Origin of the sequence: Comamonas testosteroni (genome assembly GCF_014076415.1) — a bacterium.
Taxonomy (GTDB): Bacteria; Pseudomonadota; Gammaproteobacteria; order Burkholderiales; family Burkholderiaceae_C; genus Comamonas; species Comamonas testosteroni_F.
Genome location: NZ_CP043568.1, coordinates 926,196 through 943,766, shown reverse-complemented (window position 1 = coordinate 943,766; position 17,571 = coordinate 926,196). Strand labels below are relative to the sequence as shown.

Below are 17,571 nucleotides of genomic sequence, written 5' to 3'. Positions count from 1 at the left end.
CATTGCTTGCGGTCGGTGAAATAATTGCAGACATCGCGGCTGGTACCGCCATTTCCAAAATCCGGAGCCCACTATGAGCAACACTCAACAACGCATCGACGACCTGGTCAAGAACAACGACATCCTGCTGTTCATGAAGGGCAACGCCAGCTTCCCTCAGTGCGGCTTCTCCGGCCGTGCCATCCAGATCCTCAAGGCCTGCGGTGTGGATGCCAAGTCCATCGCCACCGTGAACGTGCTGGAAGACCAGGAAATCCGCCAGGGCATCAAGGACTACAGCCAGTGGCCCACCATCCCCCAGCTCTACATCAAGGGCGAATTCATCGGCGGCTCGGACATCATGATGGAGATGTATGAATCGGGCGAGCTGCAGCAAGTGCTGGCCGCCAAGTAAGCTCAAGCTGTCTGCAAGCCACCGGCCCCCGGTGGCTTTTTTCATGCCGCCCCCCAAGCCCGCGCCCGCCCATCACTGCTGCATCCATGTCGATGGCAGCGCCCTGCCCAACCCCGGCCCCATGAGCCTGGGCGTGTTGCTGCAGCTGCCCGATGGCAGTCGCCATACGCTGTCGCAGGATCTGCACCGCAGCGGCTGCAACAACGAAGCCGAGCTGCGGGCCCTGATGGCGGCCCTGACGCTGGCACGCGATCTCGGCGCGCGCAGCCTGACCGTGCGCACCGACTCCCGGGTGCTGCTGGAGCAGCTCGGCCCGCCCATGGCCAGGCCGGCACGGCCGATTGCGCGGCTCAGCCAGCTGTTCGAGGCCGCCCGTGCACAGATGCAGGGCTTTGACGAGCTGGTGCTGCAATGGGTGCCCAGACACCGCAATACCGAGGCCGATGCGCTGGCACGCATGGCCCATTCGGCAGCCGCGCTTCACCCCTGAAGCCAGTACAGCTGCCTGCCACAGGCTTTATGTGGTCGAATAGAGACTCCTTGATAACCGGCCGCAGGCACGTCGACGTGCCGCAGCAGCCCTGCCTATGAGTGTGTCCCAAAGCCTTGCGGTGATTGTTCTGCTGATTCTGCTCAGCGCCTTTTTCTCTGTGGCGGAGATTTCTCTGGCCGCCTCCCGCCGCCTGCGCCTGCGCCAGATGGCCGACGATGGCAATGAGGGAGCCGAGCATGCCCTGCGCGTACAGGAGCAGCCGGGCGAATATTTCACCGTGGTGCAAGTGGGACAGAATGCCGTCGCCATCCTCGGCGGCATCGTTGGTGAGGGGGCGTTCAGCCCCGCGCTGACCGAGTTTTTCTCGATCTGGTTCTCGCCCAGCCTCTCGACGACGCTCGGCTTCCTGCTCTCGTTTTTCATAGTCACCTCGGCCTTCATCCTGCTGGCCGACCTGTTGCCGCGCCGCATCAGCATGAACGAGCCCGAGCGCTATGTGGTGCGCGTGCTCGCGCCCATGCGCTGGTTTGTGGTGATCTTCAAGCCCATCATCTGGTTCTACAACCTGGCGACCGACACCCTGTTTCGCCTGCTCGGCCTGCCTGCCACGCGCGACGAGCGCATCACCAGTGACGACATCCTGGCCATGACCGAAGCGGGCACCAAGGCCGGCGTGCTGGCCGCCCGCGAACAGCAGGTGATTGCCAACGTGTTCGAGCTGGACTCGCGCATCGTGGCCTCGGCCATGACGCAGCGCGAGCGCATTGCCTTTTTCTTCAAGGATGACGCCGACGCCATCATTCGCGCCCGCATTGCCGAGGAGCCCTTCTCCACCTACCCGGTCTGCGACGGCGATATCGACCATGTGATCGGCTATGTGGACGCCAAGGACCTGTTCCAGCGCGCGCTCAACAACCAGCCTCTGTCCCTGCAGGATGAGTCGCTGATTCACAAGGTGCTCATCGTGCCCGACCGACTGAGTCTTGCAGAGGTGCTGGAGCAGTTCCGCATGGTGCACGAAGACTTTGCCGTCATCGTCAACGAGTACAGCCGCGTCGTCGGTGTCGTCACCCTGAACGATGTGATGAGCACGGTGATGGGCGATCTGGTCAGCCCTTCTGACGAGGAAGAGCAGATCATCCGCCGCGACGAGCATTCCTGGCTGATCGACGGCGTCACCCCCGTCGAGGATGTGATGCGCGTGCTGCAGCTGGACGATATGCCGCATGACGATGAATACGAAACCCTGGGCGGCTTCCTGATGGTCATGCTCCGCCGCGTGCCGCGCCGCACCGATGCGGTGATCTGGGGCGGCTACAAGTTTGAAGTGCTGGACGTGGACAGCTACCGCATCGACCAGGTCATGGTGACCCATCTGCCCGAGCCCGGGGCCGAATCTGCCGCACCTTCGGCGGCCGCTGCGGCCAAGGTACAGGGCAGCGCTGCCCAGGCCCAGGCCAGCAAAAGCAGCCACTCCTGAATCAAGAGCTTCTTGCGCTTATTCCCAAAGGACTTCAGGTTCCTTTATTGCTGAAAACAATAAAAAGAGAGCGCCATGCGCTCTCTTTTTTCTGTCTATCGCCACGGTATCAGACCGGCTGCGGCTCTTCCACCAGCCAGCGCCGCTGCGCGCCGAACACGGCATTCGGATACTGGGGCTGGCCCCGGCTGCCGTTGTAGCGGCCCAGTGCCATATAGGCATCGCCCTTTTCGCGATCCATGTAGTGGCGCAGGATCACGCAGCCGAAGCGCAGATTGGTCTGCATATGGAACAGCTTGCCGATATCGCCGTCACCGATCAGCCGCATCCAGAACGGCATGATCTGCATATAGCCACGTGCACCCACGCTGGAGATGGCGTATTTGCGATAGCCGCTCTCCACCTGAATCAGGCCCATGACCATGGACACATCAAGGCCCGCGCGCTTGGACTCATACCAGACGGTCTGCAGGAACTCGCGCCGTGCCTGAGGATCGGGCTTGCGCTTGGCCAGCTTGTCGCTGCAAGCCACCAGCCAGCGCAGATAGCTCATGCGCGCCTCTGTGGAGGTGAATTCCAGCTCGGGCGGAGCCCCAGAGCCGGCCACCGCTGCACTCAGGGCCGTACGTACCGAATCCGCCAGCGGCTCCTCCAGCTGACCGCCCGCCCATGCGGTGTGCGGCAGCAGCCAGCCCGCCGATGGAACGGCTAGCGAGGCTGCGGCAGTCAGGCAGGAGCGGCGGCTGAGGAGGATTTCCGGCATTGAAACAGCAGCTTACAGGCCCAGGCGGTTCTTGAGGTGACCCAGCACCTCATTTGTCGCCAGCTTTGTGGCTTCTGTGTCACGGCGCTGCTGGTACTCGACCACGCCTTCCTTCAGGCCACGGTCGCCCAGCACCACGCGGTGGGGCACGCCGATCAGCTCCCAGTCGGCCAGCATGGCACCGGGGCGCTCGTCGCGGTCGTCCAGGATCACATCCACGCCAAGTGCCAGCAGCTCGCCATAGAGCTTCTCGGCCTCGGTCTTCACGGCCTCGCTGCGACCCATGCCGATGGGGCAGATCACCACGGTGAACGGTGCAATCGCATCGGGCCAGATCATGCCGCGCTCGTCGTGGTTCTGCTCCACGGCAGCGGCAGGCAGGCGGGTCACGCCAATGCCGTAGCAGCCCATCTCGAAGTGCTGCGGCTTGCCGTTGTCGCCCAGGAACGTGGCGTCCATGGCCTTGGAGTACTTGGTGCCCAGATAGAACACATGGCCGATCTCGATGCCGCGCTCGATCGCCAGCTCGCCCGCGCCGTCGGGCGAGCGGTCGCCAGCCACCACATTGCGCAGATCCGCCACCACGGCGGGCTCGGGCAGGTCGCGACCGAAGTTCACGCCGGTGATGTGGAAGTCTTCCTCGTTGGCACCGCAGACCCAGTCGGCCATCACGGCCACATCGCGGTCCACCACGATGTTCACGGGCTTCTTGAGGCCGATGGGGCCCAGATAGCCGGGCTTGGCACCGAAATGCTCTTCGATCTCGCCCACGGTCGCGAAACGGAAGCCCGCAAGGCCCTCGACCTTGCCGACCTTGATCTCATTCATCTCGTGATCGCCGCGCAGCAGCAGCAGCCACACTTGCGACTTGACGATCAGACCCTTGTCGTCGAGCTCGTCCGTGGCCAGCACCAGCGACTTCACGGTCTGCGCCAGAGGCAGACCCAGCTGCTCGGCCACAGCTTCGCAGGTGCTGTTGCCGGGCGTCGCGACCTTTTGCATGGCCTGGGCTGCGGCAGGACGGGCCTGGGTGGGCGCCAGGCTCTCGGCCTTTTCGATATTGGCCGCGTAGTCGCTGTTCGGACAGTAGACGATGGCGTCCTCGCCCGTGGAAGCGATGACCTGGAACTCCTCGCTCAGATCGCCGCCGATGGCGCCCGAATCGGCACGCACGGCGCGGTACTGCAGGCCGAAGCGGTCGAAGATGCGCTTGTAGGCTTCGCGCATGGTCTGGTAGCTGATCTGGGCCGCATCGCGATCCTTGTCGAAGGAATAGGCGTCCTTCATGATGAACTCGCGACCGCGCATCAGGCCGAAGCGCGGACGGCGCTCGTCGCGGAACTTGGTCTGGATCTGGTAGAGATTCTTGGGCAGTTGCTTGTAGCTCTTGAACTCCTGGCGCGCGATATCGGTGACCACCTCTTCGGACGTAGGCTGGATCACGAAGTCGCGGCCATGACGATCCTGGATGCGCAGCAGCTCGGGGCCCATCTTCTCGAAACGGCCGGTTTCCTGCCACAGCTCGGCAGGCTGCACCACGGGCATGGTGGTTTCGATGGCGCCGGCGCGGTTCATTTCCTCGCGCACGATGGCCTCGACCTTGCGGATCACGCGCAGGCCCATGGGCATGTAGTTGTAAATGCCAGCACCCAGCTTTTTGATCATGCCAGCCCGCATCATGAGCTTGTGGCTGACCACTTCGGCGTCGGCCGGAGCTTCTTTCAGGGTGGAGATGAGAAATTGGGAGGCTTTCATGGAACTGGCAATTCAGTGGAAATAGGCATGGCCCGCTTGTCGATCACAAGGGGCCATGCATAATGAACACAATTCAAAAATTTGGGGTTTGATTATGCTTGACCGGGACGGATTTCGCCCGAACGTCGGCATCATCCTGCTCAACCAAAGAAACCAGGTGTTCTGGGGAAAACGCATTCGCACCCACAGCTGGCAGTTTCCGCAAGGTGGCATTGATCGGGGTGAGACACCCGAGCAAGCCATGTTCCGCGAGCTGCACGAGGAAGTGGGGCTGAAGCCCAATCACGTTCGCGTGGTTGCCCGCACCAGGGACTGGTTGCGCTACGAGGTGCCAGACAGGTACATCCGCCGCGACGCGCGCGGGCATTACAAAGGCCAGAAGCAGATATGGTTTTTGCTTCAACTGGTCGGGCATGACTGGGACTTGAACCTGCGTGCCACCGACCACCCTGAGTTCGATGCCTGGCGCTGGAATGACTACTGGGTTCCTCTGGATGTGGTGGTCGAATTCAAACGCGGCGTCTATGAAATGGCGCTGACCGAGCTGGCGCGCTTTCTGCCGCGCGGCGAGCAGCAGCGCAACCGCTATCTGCGCAGCGGCATGCGACCACGCGATCAAGAGGCAGGCCAGAGCGCCGGCGGCACTCCCCATCCTGGGCAGCACCATCAGGTCATGTACCCTGCCCGCACAGGGAGCTTTCGCATCAACCCCGGCATAGAGCTGCCGCCTGGTGCCAGTTTTGACCCCGACCCGCAGACCGGCATAGACAATCCGCCCGATCACAAGCCTCTGCAATGAGCAAAGCCGTAATGCCTCACAGCATTACGGCTTTTTTTGGTGACCGCCGGTACTCAGTGTCCGGCAACCACCATATTGTCGCGGTGCATCATTTCGGGACCGGCCGAGTAGCCCAGCAGCGATTCAATCTCCGAGGAGCTCTTGCGACACAGCAGCCGCGCTTCGGCACTGGCATAGCTGGCCAGACCACGGGCGATCTCGGCACCGTTCTCATCACGCACGGCAATCACTTCGCCGCGCGAGAAATCGCCCTCCACGGTGATCATGCCTATGGGCAGCAGGCTCTTGCCTTCATCACGCAGCTTGGAGACGGCACCCGCATCCACGGTCACCGAACCACGCAGCTGCAGATGATCGGCAATCCACTGCTTGCGCGCCTGCATCTTGTGCGTGTTGGCAACCAGCAGCGTGCCAATGGACTCGCCACGCGTCAGACGCAGCAGCACGTCTTTCTCACGTCCCCAGGCGATCACGGTGGAAGCACCGGAGCCCGCCGCACGCTTGGCCGCCAGGATCTTGGTGATCATCCCACCCGTGCCGATGGACAGGCCCGCACCACCGGCCATGGCTTCCAGCTCGGGGTTGCCGGCTTCGGCAACGTCGATGAACCTGGCATCGGGGTTCTTGCGCGGATCGGCGCTGTAGAGGCCGCGCTGATCGGTCAGGATGACCAGTGCATCAGCCTCGACCAGATTGGCCACCAGCGCGCCCAGGGTGTCGTTGTCGCCGAAACGGATCTCGTCGATCACCACCGTGTCGTTCTCGTTGATGACGGGCACCACGCCCAATTGCAGCAGCGTCAGCAGCGTGGTGCGGGCGTTCAGATAGCGCTCGCGATCGGCCAGATCCGCATGGGTCAGCAGCACCTGGGCACTGGGCACGCCTTCGCCGCGCAGCTTGGTCTCGTACATCTGGGCCAGCCCCATCTGACCGACGGCAGCAGCGGCCTGCAACTCATGCACCTCGGTCGGACGCGTGGCCCAGCCCAGTCGCTTCATGCCTTCGGCAATGGCGCCGCTGGAGACCATGATGACTTCGCGCTTGACGCCATCTTCACCATTCACCAATGCCGCCAGCTGGCGGCTCCACTCTTCAATGGCGGCCTCATCCAGACCACGACCTTCATTCGTAACCAGGCTGGAGCCGACTTTGACGACGATGCGACGGGCATCACGCAGCACATTGGAAGACATGAGAATTTACAGTGTTTTAAGCCTCTAACGCTTATGGAAAAAGCGCAAGGAGCTATTAAATTCAAAGCAAAACAGCGCACCAAGTGCGCTGCTGGGTTATACCCTCTAGCTTATTCCGGATCGTAAGAGGCGAAACGCGGATCGGTCATATCCAGACCAGAATCCTCACCTCCCGCAAAACGAGGATCGACTTCCTTGGGCGCCTGCTCCGCCAGTTGCTGGTTGTGCACATGCTCGAAGATCTTGCGGATCAGCGGCTCGCAGCCCTCACGGGTCAGCGCCGAGATCTCGAAGACCGGGCCCTTCCACTTGAAGCGCTTGACGAAGTCCTTGACCTTGGCGGCACGCTCTTCCTCGGGAACCATGTCCAGCTTGTTGAGCACCAGCCAGCGCGGCTTGTCGTAGAGCTCGGCGTCGTACTTCTTGAGCTCGGCCACGATGGCCCTGGCCTGCTCGACCGGGTCCACGCCTTCATCGAACGGTGCAATGTCCACGATATGCAGCAACAGACGCGTGCGCTGCAGGTGGCGCAGGAACTGGTGACCCAGGCCAGCACCTTCGGAAGCTCCTTCGATCAGGCCCGGGATGTCAGCCACCACAAAGCTCTGCTCGGCGGCCACGCGCACCACGCCCAGATTGGGATGCAAGGTGGTGAAGGGGTAGTCGGCAATCTTGGGGCGGGCGTTGGAGACGGCCGTGATGAAGGTGGACTTGCCGGCATTGGGCATGCCCAGCAGGCCCACATCGGCCAGCACCTTGAGCTCCAGCTTCAGGTTGCGGCGCTCGCCGGGATAGCCGGGAGTCTTCTGGCGCGGCGCCCGGTTGATGGCGCTCTTGAAACGCAGATTGCCGAAACCGCCGTCACCGCCCTTGGCGATGGTGATGACCTGGCCGGGCTCGAGCAGCTCGAACAGCACCTCGCCGGTATCCGCATCGCTGATGATGGTGCCCACGGGCATGTTCAGCGTGATGTCGTCACCGGCGGCGCCGAACATGTCGGAACCCATGCCGTGCTGGCCACGCTTGGCCTCGTGGCGACGCGAATAGCGGTAATCCACCAGCGTGTTCAGGTTCACATCGGCGACGGCGTACACATGACCGCCACGGCCGCCGTCGCCACCGTCGGGGCCGCCAAATTCCTTGTATTTTTCGTGCCGGAAAGACACGCAACCATTGCCGCCGTCACCGGCGGCAATGTCGATAAAAGCTTCGTCAACGAACTTCATGAGGCATCCAGTCTACAAAATCAGTGTGCACCAGAAGCTCCGGGCCACACCTGAGTGGTCTATTACCATGCCCCATCTGCCAGAAATCTGCTGCCTGGAGCCTTTTCAAACAACAAAGCCCCGACAAGTCGGGGCTTTGTTTGAGTCAAAGACGACTTATGCAGCCGTGATGTTGACTGTTTGCTTGGACAGAGCGCCCTTCACACCGAACGACACGTGGCCGTCAACCAGTGCAAACAGGGTGTGATCCTTGCCCACGCCAACGTTCTCACCGGGGTGGAACTTGGTGCCGCGCTGACGCACGATGATGGAACCAGCTGTCACCAGCTCGCCACCAAAGGCCTTCACGCCCAGCATTTTTGGCTTGGAATCACGTCCGTTACGCGTAGAGCCGCCGCCTTTTTTCTGTGCCATGACTTAGCTCCTAAAATTAAGCAGCGATTGCCACGATTTGCAGTTCGGTGAACTGCTGACGATGGCCTTGGCGCTTTTGATAGTGCTTACGACGGCGCATCTTGAAGATGTGCACCTTGTCGTGCTTGCCGTGAGCAACCACAGTTGCCTTTACAGATGCACCGGACACCAGGGGAGCACCAACCTTGATTTCAGCGCCGTTGCCGACGGCCAAAACTTGGTCGATCACGATTTCCTGGCCTACGTCCGCAGCAATCTGTTCTACCTTGATCTTTTCGCCAGCTGCAACGCGATACTGCTTGCCGCCGGTTTTTATGACTGCGTACATTGAAAACCTCTAAAGTCTGAGAGTTCCATGAAATGATTTCCACGGAGCCGGCAATTCTAGCACGCATGCATTTTTTCTGCTCTCATACCCCCAGGAAGCGCTTTGGGATCTCCGTACGCCGCGACGGAGCCCGCGCGAAATGGAATGCCAGGCGCAGGCTCGCGGCAAGGCTTGCTCCTTGCAAGCGACCGCAATGCCACAGACCGCCCGCAAAGCCTCTGTTCACTTGAACGGGCTCTGAGGGCACCACGCAAAACCCTGTTGCATCTTCCTATAATCGTGAGTCCACTTGGCGGTTCATCACCTTGACTACAGAAATTTCCACATCCAATCCGCTTGCCTTGATCGCAGATGACATGCGCGAAGTGGATATCGTCATTGCTCAGCGACTGACAACCAGCGTCCCCCTGATCGCACAGATCTCCCAATACATCATTGCCGCCGGCGGCAAGCGCCTGCGCCCGGCGCTGCTGCTGCTGATCGCCGGAGCCCTTGGCCACCAGGCCAAGAGCAAGTACATCCTGGCCGCCGTGGTGGAGCTGATTCATACCGCAACCCTGCTGCACGACGATGTGGTGGACGAATCCACGCTGCGTCGTGGCAGGGCCACGGCCAACGAGACCTTTGGCAACCCTGCCAGCGTTCTGGTCGGAGACTTTCTGCATACCCGCTCCTTCCAAATGATGGTGGAAGTGGGCAGCATGCGCGTGCTGCAAATCCTGTCCGACGCCACCAACGTGATCGCGGAAGGCGAAGTCCAGCAGCTCATCAATACTCATGATGCCTCGCTGAATGAGGCCGGCTATCTGCACGTCATCCGCTCCAAGACCGCCCAGCTCTTCGAGGCCAGCGCACAGCTGGCAGCCGTGCTGGCGGGTGCCACGCCCGAAGTGGAGCAGGCCTGTGCCGCCTATGGGCAGGCACTTGGAACGGCATTCCAGATCATTGACGACGTGCTGGACTACACCGGCAACACTCAGGAAATGGGCAAGAACCTGGGCGATGACCTGCGCGAAGGCAAATGCACCCTGCCCCTGATCGCCGCCATGCAGCGCGGCAGCGCCGAGCAGGCCGCCATCGTGCGCAACGCCATCGAGCAAGGCTCTACGGATCAACTGGATGCCGTGGTGGAAATCGTGCGCAGCACCGGCGCTCTGGACGTCGCCCGAGCCGCCGCGCACGCGGAAGCCCAGCGCGCCATTGATGCACTGGCCTCGCTGCCAAGCAATCCATACACCGCAAGTTTGCTACAATTGGCCTCTCAGCTTTTGGAGCGCCGCACCTGAATCGCCAGGTGCATTGAGGTGCTCGACAAACAAAGCCTGCGGGGTGTAGCTTAGCCTGGTAGAGCGCTACGTTCGGGACGTAGAGGCCGGAGGTTCGAATCCTCTCACCCCGACCAATCTCATTTTTTGTCGCAGTTTCTTGCGCCATGTTCAATGACGCGGCATTGGCGCATGCATGCGCCTCTGGCGACCTGCCGTTTGTCACAACAAGAATGGTAGGATAGGTCCTCTCCCACCTCTCCCAGACTTGGATACATGGCTGCTGCCGACAATCTGCAAAAGAACGCCCCTGCGCCCATTGCCATCCCTGGTATAGGCAGAGCCCTGATTTCTGCAGGAAAGGTTTCGCAGCAAGCCGCCGAGAACGCAGCCAAGAAAGCCGCCACAGGCAAGACCCCGTTCATTACCGAGCTCAGCCAGTCTGGCGAAATCAGCGCGCTGGAAATTGCCGAAACCATTTCCATGATGTTCAGCACTCCGCTGCTGGACCTCAACGCCATCGACGTCCAGCAACTTCCGCGCGAACTGCTGGACCCGAAAATCAGCAACGCCTATCGCGTGCTGGCACTCGGCAAGCGCGGCAACCGCCTCACCATTGCCACGGCAGACCCCACTCAGCAGGAAGCTGCCGAACAGATCAAATTCACGACCCAGTTGCTGGTGGACTGGGTGGTTGTCGAGGCCGACAAGCTGCAAAAGCTCGTCGAGCAGACCGGCAAGAGCGCCAGCGAATCACTGGACTCCTATTCCAGTTCCGGGGACTTTGACTTTGACGACGTCAAGATCGAGGATGCCCCCGAGGAAAAAGACAATGCCATCGGCGCCGAGGTCGAGGATGCGCCGGTCGTCAAGTTTCTGCACAAGATGCTGCTGGACGCCTTCAATATGCGCGCATCCGACCTGCATTTCGAGCCCTACGAACACAATTACCGCGTGCGCTTTCGCATCGACGGCGAGCTGCGCGAGATAGCCTCTCCTCCTATCGCGATCAAGGACAAGCTGGCCTCGCGCATCAAGGTGATCTCGCGCCTGGACATCTCGGAGAAACGCGTTCCGCAGGACGGCCGCATGAAGCTCAAGGTCGGCCCCGACCGCGTCATCGACTTTCGTGTCAGCACCTTGCCCACGCTGTTTGGCGAGAAGATCGTGATCCGTATCCTGGACCCAAGCTCGGCCAAGATGGGCATCGACGCCCTGGGCTACGAGCCCGAGGAAAAAGAGCGCCTGCTCAAGGCCATCAACCGCCCCTACGGCATGATTCTGGTCACCGGCCCCACGGGCTCGGGCAAGACCGTGTCGCTCTACACCTGCCTGAACCTGCTCAACCAGCCGGGCGTGAACATTGCCACCGCCGAAGACCCCTCCGAAATCAACATGCCCGGCGTCAACCAGGTCAATGTGAACGAGAAGGCCGGCCTGACCTTTGCCGCTGCGCTCAAATCCTTTCTGCGCCAGGACCCGGACATCATCATGGTCGGCGAAATCCGCGACCTGGAAACCGCCGACATCTCGATCAAGGCCGCCCAGACCGGGCACCTGGTGCTGTCCACGCTGCACACCAATGACGCTCCGACCACGCTGACGCGCATGCGCAATATGGGCATCGCCCCTTTCAATATTGCCTCCAGCGTGATTTTGATCACCGCCCAGCGTCTGGCTCGACGCCTGTGCGCGCAGTGCAAGGAGCCTGCCGACATACCGCGCGACGCCCTGATCGAGGCGGGCTACGATGAAGCCGAACTCAACGGCAGCTGGGTCAGCTACAAGCCTGTCGGCTGCCCGGCCTGCAACAATGGCTACAAGGGACGTGTCGGTATTTATCAGGTGATGCCCATCAGCGAAGAAATTCAACGCATCATCTTGCGTGACGGCAGCGCCCTGGAGATTGCCGCACAGGCCAAGGCCGAAGGAGTACGCTCTCTGCGCGACTCGGGCCTGCATAAAGTCAAGCTGGGTCTGACCTCACTCGAAGAAGTGCTGGCGGTCACCAACGAATAAAACCAGTATTAGTGAGGGAAGGCCATGGCAAGCGCAGCGTCCAAGGGAATCAAGGAATTTCTCTTCGAGTGGGAAGGCAAGGATCGCAACGGCAAGATCGTTCGCGGCGAGACTCGTGCCGGCGGAGAAAACCAGATCCAGGCCATGCTGCGCCGCCAGGGTGTGACGCCGTCCAAGATCAAGAAGCGCAAGACCCGCGGCGGCAAGAAGATCAAGCCCAAGGACATTGCACTGTTCACGCGCCAGCTGGCCACCATGATGAAGGCCGGCGTGCCGCTGCTGCAGTCTTTCGACATCGTGGGCCGTGGCAACACCAATCCCAACGTCACCAAGCTGCTCAACGACATCCGCTCCGATGTGGAAACCGGCACCTCGCTGAGCGCCGCCTTTCGCAAGTTTCCGCTCTATTTCAACAGCCTCTACTGCAACTTGGTGGAGGCCGGCGAGGCCGCCGGTATTCTGGAATCGCTGCTGGACCGTCTTGCCACCTACATGGAAAAGACGGAAGCCATCAAGTCCAAGATCAAGTCGGCGCTGATGTACCCCACCTCGGTCATGATCGTGGCTTTCGTCGTGGTGACCGTGATCATGATCTTCGTGATTCCGGCCTTCAAGGAGGTCTTCACCTCCTTTGGCGCCGACCTGCCCGCGCCCACGCTGCTGGTGATGGGCATCAGCGATTACTTTGTCCAGTACTGGTGGCTGATCTTTGGCGTGCTGGGCGGCGGCATCTATTTCTTCATGCAAGCCTGGAAGCGCAACGAGCGCGTGCAGCAGTTCATGGACCGCACCATGCTCAAGCTACCCGTCTTCGGCGTGCTGATCGAGAAGTCCTGCGTGGCCCGCTGGACACGTACGCTGTCCACCATGTTTGCCGCCGGCGTGCCGCTGGTCGAGGCGCTGGACTCCGTGGGCGGCGCCTCGGGCAACTACCTCTACAGAAACGCCACCGACAGGATTCAGTCGGAAGTCTCCACGGGCACCAGCCTGACCGTGGCCATGGCCAATGCCAATATCTTCCCTTCCATGGTGCTGCAGATGTGCGCCATCGGCGAGGAATCGGGCGCCATCGACCATATGCTGGGCAAGGCCGCCGACTTCTATGAAAGCGAAGTGGACGAAATGGTGGCGGGTCTTTCCAGCCTGATGGAGCCCATCATCATCGTCTTCCTGGGTACCTTGATCGGCGGCATCGTGGTGTCCATGTATCTGCCTATCTTCAAGCTGGGTCAAGTGGTCTGATGATTTCCGAACTGGTGTTGAATGCCGCTGCCGGCGGCGTGCTGGGCTTGCTGATCGGCAGCTTTCTGAATGTGGTGATCCACCGCCTGCCGCTGATGATGGAGCAGCAATGGCATGCCGAAGGCGTGCAATGGGCCGAGGAACAGAAGGAGAAGGACCAGGGCGCCAGAATCGAGCTGCCGCCGGCCAAGCCTGCCATCACGCTGAGCCAGCCTCGTTCGCGCTGCCCGAATTGCGGCCATCAAATCGCCTGGTACGAGAACATTCCCGTGCTGAGCTATCTGTTTCTGCGCGGACGCTGCGCCCAGTGCAAAAAGCCCATCAGTCTGCGCTATCCCCTGGTGGAACTGGTCTGCGCCGCTTTGTTTGCCTTCTGTCTGGGCCGCGACGGCCTGAGCGCCACCGGCTTTGCCTGGTGCGGCTTCAGCGCGGCGCTGCTGGCGCTCGCCTTGATAGACTGGGACACCACGTTCTTGCCGGACTCCATCACTCTGCCCCTGCTCTGGGCCGGCCTGATCGCGTCCGCCCTGCAATGGACCAGCGTGCCTCTGCAACAATCGCTGTGGGGCGCCGTCGCAGGCTATATGTCGCTATGGCTGATCTTCTGGGCCTTCAAGCTGGCAACAGGCAAGGAAGGCATGGGCTACGGCGACTTCAAGCTGTTTGCCGCACTCGGTGCCTGGTTTGGTTGGCAGGCACTGGTACCCATCATTCTCATGGCTTCGGTCGTGGGCGCCGTCATCGGCATTGCACTCAAGATCAACAGCAAGCTGCGAGAAGGCGGCTATGTACCCTTCGGCCCCTTTCTCGCCGGCGGCGGTTTCGTCAGCCTGATCTGGGGCCCGCAGGCGGTGCTCAGCTTTGCAGGCCTGTAGTCCATGAAAGTCGCACCTGAGCGCTCACCATTCAGACTGGGGCTGACGGGCGGCATCGGCAGCGGCAAAAGCACGGTTGCAGCCAGGCTGCAGGCATGCGGCGCAACGCTGATTGATGCCGACCATATCTCGCGCAGCCTGACGGCAAGCGGCGGCATGGCCCTGCCCCTCATCGCTCAGGCTTTTGGTGTCGACCTGATCGACGCACAGGGCGCCCTCGACCGCGCCCGCATGCGCGAGCTGGTCTTCGCCGATCCGTCCGCGCGGCAACGCCTGGAAGCCATTCTCCACCCCCTGATCGCCGAGCAGACCCGCCGGCAGCATGAAGCGGCCGTAGTTGCAGGCAGCAAGCTCATCGTGCACGACATTCCGCTGCTGGTCGAGTCCGGACACTGGCGAACACGCCTGGATGGCGTGCTGGTCGTGGACTGCCGCGAGAGCACGCAGACAGAGCGCGTCATGGCGCGCAGCGCTCTCACTCGCGAGGCCGTGCAGGCCATCATCGACGCCCAGGCCACGCGCGCCCAGCGTCTGGCCACGGCCGACTGGGTCATCTATAACGATGACGAGGTCACAATCGAAACTCTCCACGCATATACCGATCAAATCGCTGCATGGTTCGGGCTATGATGCAGGCCATGGCTTGGCCTGTGCGTGTGATCGCCGCATGTGCACGTTGACCGCTGATTCCTGTGCACCCCGAGGAGCCCAGCAAACGTGATCCTGTACGAATATCCTTTTAACGAGCGTCTGAGAACTTATCTGCGCCTTGAGCAGCTGTATCGCCGTCTGCGCGAGCTGCTGACCCGCGCGCATTCGGTCGATCATCATTTCGCCCTGATCACCATCTTCGAGATCATGGATGTGGCCTCGCGCAGCGATCTGCGGGCCGACGTCATCAAGGATCTGGAGCGCCAGAAGCACCTGCTGGACGTGTTGCGCGACAACCCCGATATTTCCCAGCACATGCTGCACCAGGTGGCGCGCCAGGTGGAGAGCTGCTTTGCCACCATCAATGCACAGACCGGCAAAACCGGCCAGGCGCTGACCGAGAACGAATGGCTGATGTCCATACGCAGCCGTGTGGGCATACCCGGCGGCACCTGCAGCTTTGACCTGCCGGCCTATCACGCCTGGCAGAATCTCGATCCGCGCTACCGCCAGCGCGATCTCGAAGACTGGGCCGGCGAGCTGACCCCGCTGGGTCAGGCGCTTGAGCTGATCCTGCAGCTGCTGCGCGAAACCGGCATTCCCCAGCGCGTGGTGGCCGAGCAAGGCGTGTTCCAGCAGGCCATGCCGGCTGGCCGCAGCTTCCAGCTGCTGCGCCTGCGCATAGACCCACATCTGAATCTGGTGCCGGAGATCAGCGGCAACCGCCTGCTGGTGTCGGTGCGCCTGCTCAAGCTGGCCCATGGCAGCAAGCCCCAGCCCTGCAATGACGACGCCACTTTCGAGCTCACGCTCTGCGCATAAGTCACCGGCAGTCTTCTCGTCCCGATTGAGCCGCACATTGCGGCTCAATGGCTTTCAGGGTCGACCACCCGTGTTTTCCAGCTGTGATACATCTACGCCATGAGCACTGACAAGCAATCCCCCACCATGGTGAAATGCCCGACCTGCGGCGGCCCCAGCGTTTTTTTGCCCAGCAACAAATTCCGCCCCTTCTGCAGCGAGCGTTGCCGCAATATCGACCTGGGCGCCTGGGGCAATGAAGAGTTCCGCGTTCCGGCTCAGACGCCTCCCGAAGATGCACCGTTTGGCGATCCACGCACAGAAAACTAAGAACGCCTCAAAAACAGGAGCAACTTGCGCCTTATATTTCCCGATTTCAGCTTGGCTACCCAAGTAAATCCAGAATCATCAGGCGCAAGGCACTCTCCATTCAAGAGCTTACTGCCTCACTCCACGGGCTGCTGCGCCTCGTAATGGCTTTGATCAAAGACCAGGCCGCGCTCCTCGCTCAGCCATTGCAGCACGGGATAGGCGCCGGGCAGGACGGGGTGCACATCGAGCGGCAGCTGCTGCCAGGCCATCTGCTGGCCCTCGCGCATCTCGAACTCGCCCGTCCATTCCGTCACCTTGCACCAGTGCAGACGCACCAGTGCATGCGGGTAGTCATGCTCGGTCACCTTCCAGGCATGGGCCTGGCCAATGGTCACACCCAGCTCTTCGATCAGCTCGCGGCGCAAGGCCTGCTCCACGCTCTCGCCGGCTTCCAGCTTGCCACCAGGAAACTCCCAGTAGCCCGCATACGGCTTGCCTGCGGGGCGGCTTGAAATCAGCAGCGCCCCATCGGATTCGCGCAACAGCACGCCCACGGCCACTTCCGTGTGCTTGCGCTGCGCCTGTGTTTCAGCAGTCACTTCCACAAAACTCTTTCTTCATTCCAGGTCTGCTTCTTCAGCCAGACCGTCCACATCTTCAATGCGCTTCTTGACCGTCACGGGGCGCTCGTTGCGGCCCGCATAGTCGCGCGCGAACTGGTGGGCCACACGGCCGCTGCGCGAGCCGCGCTCCAGCGCCCAGACCAGGGCTTCGGGCCTGGCCGCCTCGATGGTGGCCTGGTCCATGCCCAGCGCAGACAGCCACTGCGCCACCACGCGCAGATACTCGTCCTGACTGAAGGGGTAGAAGCTCACCCAGAGGCCGAAGCGCTCTGACAGGGAGATTTTCTCCTCCACCACCTCGCCGGGATGGATCTCGCCGTTCTCGCTTTTTTGCTGCGCCAGGTTGTCCGTCATGTACTCGGGCAGCAGATGGCGGCGATTGCTGGTGGCATAGACAAGCACATTGGGCGTGGCCGCGGAAACCGAGCCATCCAGCATGGACTTCATGGCCTTGTAGCCGGGCTCGCCCTCTTCAAAGCTCAGGTCATCGCAATAGATGATGAATTTCTCGCTCCGGCCGGCAACCACATCGACGATGTCGGGAAGATCGGTCAGATCAGCCTTGTCCACCTCGATCAGACGCAGGCCCTGGGGCGCATAGCTGTGCAGACAGGCGCGGATCAGCGAGGACTTGCCCGTGCCGCGCGCGCCCGTCAGCAGCACGTTGTTGGCCGTGCGACCGCTGACGAACTGCTCGGTATTGCGGGCAATCTTTTCCTTTTGCACATCGATGTTCTGCAGATCGGACAACTGCATGGCGCCCACATGGCGCACCGGCTCCAGCACGCCGCAGCCGTTCGCGCGCTTGCGGTAGCGCCAGGCAATCGCCGCATTCCAATCGGCGGGCGCCTGCAGGGGCTGGGGCAGCACGGACTCGATGCGCTGCATCAATTGCTCGGCACGCTCGACCAAGCGCTCCAAAGGATTCATCACATCTT

The 17,571-nt window shown here is 61.5% G+C and carries 19 protein-coding genes and 1 tRNA gene; 12 read left to right on the top strand and 8 right to left on the bottom strand.

Annotated features, from left to right (window positions below; all coding sequences use genetic code 11):
- Nucleotides 1–73 precede the first annotated feature (73 nt).
- From grxD to F0P97_RS04265, 3 genes are all read left to right on the top strand, one after another.
- On the top strand, nucleotides 74–394 hold the full coding sequence (gene grxD / locus F0P97_RS04275; protein ID WP_003058519.1) for a Grx4 family monothiol glutaredoxin: 321 nt from the start codon (nucleotides 74–76) through the stop codon (nucleotides 392–394).
- 31 nt (nucleotides 395–425) lie between these two features.
- The gene (locus F0P97_RS04270) at nucleotides 426–884 is read left to right on the top strand and encodes a ribonuclease HI family protein (RefSeq protein ID WP_182285748.1); all 459 of its coding nucleotides are present in this window, start codon (nucleotides 426–428) and stop codon (nucleotides 882–884) included.
- A 97-nt stretch (nucleotides 885–981) separates the two neighbouring features.
- Nucleotides 982–2,367 carry a hemolysin family protein gene (locus F0P97_RS04265; protein ID WP_182285747.1) on the top strand — a complete coding sequence of 462 codons (1,386 nt, stop codon included), beginning with the start codon at nucleotides 982–984 and terminating at the stop codon, nucleotides 2,365–2,367.
- Between the two features lie 109 nt (nucleotides 2,368–2,476).
- Here F0P97_RS04265 and F0P97_RS04260 read toward each other — a convergent pair whose 3' ends face one another.
- Nucleotides 2,477–3,130 (bottom strand): lytic transglycosylase domain-containing protein, encoded by a 654-nt coding sequence (locus tag F0P97_RS04260; protein WP_182285746.1) that lies wholly within the window; start codon nucleotides 3,128–3,130, stop codon nucleotides 2,477–2,479.
- A gap of 12 nt (nucleotides 3,131–3,142) precedes the next feature.
- Nucleotides 3,143–4,885 (bottom strand): proline--tRNA ligase, encoded by a 1,743-nt coding sequence (locus tag F0P97_RS04255; protein ID WP_182285745.1) that lies wholly within the window; start codon nucleotides 4,883–4,885, stop codon nucleotides 3,143–3,145.
- A gap of 94 nt (nucleotides 4,886–4,979) precedes the next feature.
- Here F0P97_RS04255 and F0P97_RS04250 point away from each other — a divergent pair, with 94 nt between their 5' ends.
- The gene (locus tag F0P97_RS04250) at nucleotides 4,980–5,684 is read left to right on the top strand and encodes an RNA pyrophosphohydrolase (RefSeq protein WP_182285744.1); all 705 of its coding nucleotides are present in this window, start codon (nucleotides 4,980–4,982) and stop codon (nucleotides 5,682–5,684) included.
- A gap of 53 nt (nucleotides 5,685–5,737) precedes the next feature.
- Here the strand turns inward: F0P97_RS04250 and proB are convergent, their stop codons facing one another.
- From proB to rplU, 4 genes are all read right to left on the bottom strand, one after another.
- A complete protein-coding gene (gene proB / locus F0P97_RS04245) occupies nucleotides 5,738–6,877 on the bottom strand; it encodes a glutamate 5-kinase (protein WP_034381631.1) in 1,140 nt (379 codons plus the stop codon).
- Between the two features lie 110 nt (nucleotides 6,878–6,987).
- On the bottom strand, nucleotides 6,988–8,103 hold the full coding sequence (cgtA, locus tag F0P97_RS04240; RefSeq protein ID WP_182285743.1) for an Obg family GTPase CgtA: 1,116 nt from the start codon (nucleotides 8,101–8,103) through the stop codon (nucleotides 6,988–6,990).
- A 156-nt stretch (nucleotides 8,104–8,259) separates the two neighbouring features.
- Nucleotides 8,260–8,517 carry a 50S ribosomal protein L27 gene (gene rpmA / locus F0P97_RS04235; protein WP_003058534.1) on the bottom strand — a complete coding sequence of 86 codons (258 nt, stop codon included), beginning with the start codon at nucleotides 8,515–8,517 and terminating at the stop codon, nucleotides 8,260–8,262.
- A gap of 16 nt (nucleotides 8,518–8,533) precedes the next feature.
- Nucleotides 8,534–8,845 carry a 50S ribosomal protein L21 gene (gene rplU / locus F0P97_RS04230; protein WP_003058536.1) on the bottom strand — a complete coding sequence of 104 codons (312 nt, stop codon included), beginning with the start codon at nucleotides 8,843–8,845 and terminating at the stop codon, nucleotides 8,534–8,536.
- A 356-nt stretch (nucleotides 8,846–9,201) separates the two neighbouring features.
- Here rplU and F0P97_RS04225 point away from each other — a divergent pair, with 356 nt between their 5' ends.
- The 8 genes from F0P97_RS04225 (at nucleotide 9,202) to F0P97_RS04190 (ending at nucleotide 16,028) form a co-directional block, all read left to right on the top strand.
- On the top strand, nucleotides 9,202–10,131 hold the full coding sequence (locus F0P97_RS04225) for a polyprenyl synthetase family protein (RefSeq protein WP_182285742.1): 930 nt from the start codon (nucleotides 9,202–9,204) through the stop codon (nucleotides 10,129–10,131).
- Between the two features lie 39 nt (nucleotides 10,132–10,170).
- Nucleotides 10,171–10,247 (top strand) — tRNA-Pro (locus F0P97_RS04220).
- Between the two features lie 139 nt (nucleotides 10,248–10,386).
- The gene (gene pilB / locus F0P97_RS04215) at nucleotides 10,387–12,129 is read left to right on the top strand and encodes a type IV-A pilus assembly ATPase PilB (protein ID WP_182285741.1); all 1,743 of its coding nucleotides are present in this window, start codon (nucleotides 10,387–10,389) and stop codon (nucleotides 12,127–12,129) included.
- Between the two features lie 24 nt (nucleotides 12,130–12,153).
- On the top strand, nucleotides 12,154–13,371 hold the full coding sequence (locus F0P97_RS04210) for a type II secretion system F family protein (protein ID WP_182285740.1): 1,218 nt from the start codon (nucleotides 12,154–12,156) through the stop codon (nucleotides 13,369–13,371).
- Complete coding sequence (locus F0P97_RS04205) at nucleotides 13,371–14,246, top strand: prepilin peptidase (protein ID WP_182285739.1); 876 nt, start codon at nucleotides 13,371–13,373, stop codon at nucleotides 14,244–14,246. Before F0P97_RS04210 ends, F0P97_RS04205 begins: the two co-directional genes overlap by 1 nt.
- A gap of 3 nt (nucleotides 14,247–14,249) precedes the next feature.
- On the top strand, nucleotides 14,250–14,876 hold the full coding sequence (coaE, locus tag F0P97_RS04200) for a dephospho-CoA kinase (protein ID WP_182285738.1): 627 nt from the start codon (nucleotides 14,250–14,252) through the stop codon (nucleotides 14,874–14,876).
- 87 nt (nucleotides 14,877–14,963) lie between these two features.
- Nucleotides 14,964–15,719, top strand: coding sequence for a cell division protein ZapD (gene zapD, locus F0P97_RS04195; RefSeq protein ID WP_046461085.1), 756 nt, complete (start codon nucleotides 14,964–14,966; stop codon nucleotides 15,717–15,719).
- Nucleotides 15,720–15,818: 99 nt separating this feature from the next.
- Nucleotides 15,819–16,028, top strand: a complete 210-nt coding sequence (locus F0P97_RS04190; protein ID WP_034357520.1) for a DNA gyrase inhibitor YacG — start codon at nucleotides 15,819–15,821, stop codon at nucleotides 16,026–16,028.
- Nucleotides 16,029–16,144: 116 nt separating this feature from the next.
- Here F0P97_RS04190 and F0P97_RS04185 read toward each other — a convergent pair whose 3' ends face one another.
- Nucleotides 16,145–16,615, bottom strand: a complete 471-nt coding sequence (locus tag F0P97_RS04185; protein WP_149354961.1) for an NUDIX domain-containing protein — start codon at nucleotides 16,613–16,615, stop codon at nucleotides 16,145–16,147.
- 12 nt (nucleotides 16,616–16,627) lie between these two features.
- Nucleotides 16,628–17,563: an ATP-binding protein gene (locus F0P97_RS04180; RefSeq protein ID WP_182285737.1), complete on the bottom strand. Its 936-nt coding sequence runs from the start codon at nucleotides 17,561–17,563 to the stop codon at nucleotides 16,628–16,630.
- Between the last annotated feature and the right edge of the window lie 8 nt (nucleotides 17,564–17,571).